1 protein-coding gene is annotated in these 1,065 nt (G+C 57.7%); it reads right to left on the reverse strand.

Features of this window, described 5'->3' with window-relative positions; genetic code table 11:
* Positions 1-181: 181 nt before the first annotated feature.
* Complete coding sequence (locus ABD160_RS27560) at positions 182-745, reverse strand: trypsin-like serine peptidase (RefSeq protein ID WP_344027659.1); 564 nt, start codon at positions 743-745, stop codon at positions 182-184.
* Positions 746-1,065: the final 320 nt, after the last annotated feature.

A 1,065-nucleotide genomic window follows, 5' to 3' on the forward strand; every position in this document is an offset into this window, starting at 1 on the left:
CCCGCGACACCCTCCGCCCGCTGAGCACATTCAAGATCACCTGACAACTTTGCCGGGACCCTGGTCGCCCCCAACCCTCGGACCAGCAACGTTAGACATCCGGAAACTTCCAGATCAGGCAAGTTGGATGACCGTTCTTCTACGTAGCACACCATGACAAGCTGTCTCTCGGAAATGCTCACTACCCTTCCACTAGGGCCGCGCCAATCGACAGTCCAAAATGAGCAAGCAGATCGCCTTGCACGATTCGGCGGGCATAGTTCTGACCTTGGGCGTAGTGAGAATGGATCCCGACGATTTCTGGGCGCCACCCTTGATCAATCGATACACGCCACTGGAAGAGCGGCGAACCACTATGCCCCCTAGATGTGTCCGCACTGTGTTCAAAAATCCTGTGGATACCGTTCACCTCGGCAAGATAGCCCAGGACACGAGCATAAACTTGGTCTCCCCACATCTGCCACGGTTCGTAACCGTCTGGAATTCCAAACGGCGCTGGTGCAGGGTAACCGCGATTCAACAGTAGAGCATTGTCTAGTTGGCGTATTTCTAGATCGTCGTAGTCGAAAACGCCTGCGCTTTGATTGACCGGTTCATCCAGGATCAGTACCGCTATGTCGTCGGACCAGTCGCCGGGGTCGTGCGCAACGAAATGTGGACCACTGCCCTGGGTTCCCCCCTTCGGGGAGAGCCAGCCTTCCGGCACTAAAGCAAATCTGACCGTGAACTTCCCGAACGGAGCCAACTTACATGCTTCCTCGGCGCTTCCGGCTCGGCAATCAGGGCTACGGTCCATTCCCGGGATAACTTCATTAGCGTACCATCGGACCGTGTAGCCTGAGTTTTGGCGAATGCCGCCGTTAACCACACAGTGAGCCTTTGCCAACCTGATGGACGAGCAGGTCAGCTGGCGTGCGGCGTGGCGTGACCTCGAAAGGGTGAAGCTCCTGGTAGACGGGCGATTGCCTAGATCAATCCGCCTGACCAGGAGCTTCAGAGTCTTGTCTTACCCGTCCGGGATGACCGTGTCCAGCCGCGCGCTCGGCCTGCTCGCCGACGCGCTGC

Source organism: Pseudonocardia kongjuensis, from assembly GCF_039526905.1.
Classification (GTDB): domain Bacteria; phylum Actinomycetota; class Actinomycetes; order Mycobacteriales; family Pseudonocardiaceae; genus Pseudonocardia; species Pseudonocardia kongjuensis.